Origin of the sequence: Xanthomonas bromi, assembly GCF_900092025.1 — a bacterium.
Taxonomy (GTDB): domain Bacteria; phylum Pseudomonadota; class Gammaproteobacteria; order Xanthomonadales; family Xanthomonadaceae; genus Xanthomonas; species Xanthomonas bromi.
This window is the reverse complement of sequence record NZ_FLTX01000129.1, coordinates 1-2,899: the sequence shown is the minus strand read 5'-3', so window position 1 is coordinate 2,899 and position 2,899 is coordinate 1. Positions and strand designations below refer to the sequence as shown.

General features: G+C 49.9%; 3 protein-coding genes. All 3 read right to left on the bottom strand.

Going from position 1 to position 2,899, the window contains the following annotated elements:
* Window positions 1–45 precede the first annotated feature (45 nt).
* Window positions 46–591 (bottom strand): hypothetical protein, encoded by a 546-nt coding sequence (locus XBLMG947_RS23075; protein ID WP_139074481.1) that lies wholly within the window; start codon window positions 589–591, stop codon window positions 46–48.
* Window positions 566–1,516: a hypothetical protein gene (locus XBLMG947_RS23905; protein WP_245228303.1), complete on the bottom strand. Its 951-nt coding sequence runs from the start codon at window positions 1,514–1,516 to the stop codon at window positions 566–568. Before XBLMG947_RS23905 ends, XBLMG947_RS23075 begins: the two co-directional genes overlap by 26 nt.
* Window positions 1,517–1,675: 159 nt before the next feature.
* Window positions 1,676–2,812, bottom strand: coding sequence for a M23 family metallopeptidase (locus XBLMG947_RS23900; RefSeq protein WP_245228302.1), 1,137 nt, complete (start codon window positions 2,810–2,812; stop codon window positions 1,676–1,678).
* Window positions 2,813–2,899: the final 87 nt, after the last annotated feature.

Here is a 2,899-nt window from a genome sequence, read left to right as displayed (position 1 = left end):
ACACTTAATGAATCAGATTTTAATGGGGCAGCTTTTAGATGGCTTTCAATTTGATTTGAACGCTTCAAGGCAATCGATTTTTTTAGCGATGCCGGAGGGTTGGGTGATCGTTTCGCACCGATATGGACGAAAATTTTCACTGTCACTATCTAGTTTGTAGATGATTTTAGTCATTGGCATTCCGGGAGGCGGAGTGTCGATGGAGATGGCCTCATCGGGTAATTTATTGTTAACCATCTTAAGTTCGATTGAACTTGACATTGGTGCATTAAGCACTACGCACGCTTGTGTCTTGCTAACCCTGAAAAGAGTGCGCGTCACGTTTGTGCCTGGAGTTTTGTCAATTATCCACGCATAAAAATTTTCTAAATTTTTCGCTTTACTTACTTCGGTGACTTGTATATTTTCATCATCTCCATCCTTCGTCAATGGAAATTCCGAAAAAATATAGTCCTTCAGTGAAGGGTAACATTTCCCTGTGATTGAGCCTGGCCAATCTGCGGGGTTATCTTTTTCTGCCGAGGCGTCTTCTGCGCAGCCAAGTAGGGAGATCCCAATTAGTGTGCTACACAGGAGGAATTTGAGGTTCATAATCGATGGTCTGCCTTTCTGTGTAAGGTACTGTCGCAGGGGGGAAGTTGGCACAGAGTGCGGGGTTTCCTGGTGGTGACAATGGAGGGTAGGTAAAGTTAACTTGGCCGGATTTTAATGGTTCGTCAAGAAGGATGTTGGCGAGAAACTTAGCAAATTGCTGTCGGTTGGAATAGCCTGCTCCGCCACCATTAATAAGCCAGCAGCAAAACCCTACTGATGACTCATTAAATTCCAAGTCCGCAACTCGGTTCATGTTCTTTTTGCCTCGAAAACTTTTGGATACCCAGAAAAATCCACTTGATTCTCCAGCGTGATCGAGGTCGGATGAGATGATCGCCGGATCATAACGCGGTGACCATGTGATAAGTGTTCCTCCCGAGTCTAGGGGGTGCTGTGATGTTCTGGTAATTCTTCTGTCAGAATAAGCGCCTGTGTGCTGTGGGAGGTTTTTGAACTCGCCGTATCCTCGATAATTGCCAGCCCACGTTAACTGGTGGTAGCCTCTGCCGAAAAAAGCAGTATAAGGATGCCCATTGCCGGCTCCTCCTTCTTCCATCAATGACAAAATTCCCGTTTCGATATAACTTTGGGCTAGGTTGTGAGCGAGCCTTTTTCTGGAATTGCCACAAAACTTGCGTATGTATTTGTTGTAATGAATCGAATGCCTCGTTGCCCTAGTCAATGCCGTATTCCAAACCAAGTTGCGATCTGAAAGGCTGCTTCTTGGCAGGCATTTAGCGAACTCATTAACGCTAAGCCACCCGCATTTCATGTAGTGTTGTATGAAAGTCAAAGGATGGAAGTGCCAGACGCTCCGGTCTGCTAGGCCGGACTGAGGCCAAAACGCCATCGCTTCAACGTGGTCTTTGAAGTTCTTCCAAGTAGTGGGATCGTTAAGTGGCTTGCCCGGTTGCTTCAGCACGGCATATCTGGTGTCGATATCGCTTGTATCCCATTCGCTAGGATGTTCGCAAATAAAATGCCGCAGTAGATTGATAACGCTGGCGTCGCTAGCCCGTGACAGAAAGCTTGGTGCAGCCGACAAGGATGGCTCAGATGGCGATGCAGGTAAGTTAAGAAGTTAATTTAAGCCATCTAAGTTTGCGATGCCATCCTCAGGGCTCGCTGCCCGGCCTTCGGATAGCTTTTGCCAAGTGTTAGGAAAGTCCGCGTCCGAAAGTACAATAACGCTATGCCTAGGATCAGCCAAGTTGATGTAACCGATAGCATCCTCGTCATATCGGATCAATTGCCAGTTTTCTGTATGCGTTGTTGTGTCGCTGCTCAAAATGCGACCAAAGCGCAGGTATTCATATCCTGCACTTGGGCAATCCGCGTAAAGTGTCGTTGCAAGTCGGAAAATTTCGTACTCATAGTCATCTTGTCTCACGGGGAGACCGATCTGCCCCGCGAGCTTTCCTTGAGCATCCAAGCGATAAGTGGTGGCAATGCGATGTCCTTTGCCTAGTTCTACTACCACGTGTAGGCGTTCAGTGCTTTGGCCTGCTACGCCAATGGGCAGCTCGTAGAATTGATTATGCCCGGCTAGGTCTATGCGGTGTGGAGCAATTGCATGCGGATGACGCGTTACGAAGCTGAGATTGGCCGGGAGTATGAAGTGGGTATCTCCAAAGACATCATTGGAGCCATGTCCACCTGCCGCGACAGCGCTGGCGTCCCGCCAGAACCTCGCAAGGTCTGCTTCCGTGGTGAATATCTCGAAGTGCACCGTCGGCACGCCGTAGAGCTGGCCTCCGAAGCCGAGTACTTCCTTTCGCCAAACCCGGGTATTGGCAGGCGCTTGCTTGGCGGATTCGCCAGTTGCCGCATCTCGCAGGAATGGCATCAGCTGTGATCGCTGAGGGTCGGTAAGCGAGCCTTTGGGAGCTAGATGCATGTACAGCGAGTAGTACACGACCTGGGTGTTTTCGCCGCTATGCGTGTCGTGCTTTATCAGCACGAAACTGGTGTCGTAAAGGCCCTGTCCTGGATAGTCTTTGGTAGCCGGAGCCAGGCGATAGGCGACGATGACGCCATCAGCGATCGCACGTATGGGCTCGGTTCCAGGAGTAAGGTGGATGCCACCATGCCAGCGGTTTCCCGTTGTGATCGGGTAGAGTCCTCTGGTCGGTTGTGTAAGCGCCACCATTGCATCGAACTTCGCTTGGTCGCTTTGATTGGAGGCGTTTGCGGGCAGAATGGGATAGCTGATAAGCATTGATGTCCTTCCTTAGACGGAGAAAGGTGCAGTGCCATCGGGCTTCTTCAAGCCGTCAGGCAAAGGCGGCAGTGCGGGATTGCCGCT

Bases quoted from the DNA above. Each gene is read 5' to 3' on its own strand.
- XBLMG947_RS23900 (WP_245228302.1), bottom strand. From the start codon at position 2,812: ATGCTTATCAGCTATCCCATTCTGCCCGCAAACGCCTCCAATCAAAGC.
- XBLMG947_RS23075 (WP_139074481.1), bottom strand. From the start codon at position 591: ATGAACCTCAAATTCCTCCTGTGTAGCACACTAATTGGGATCTCCCTA.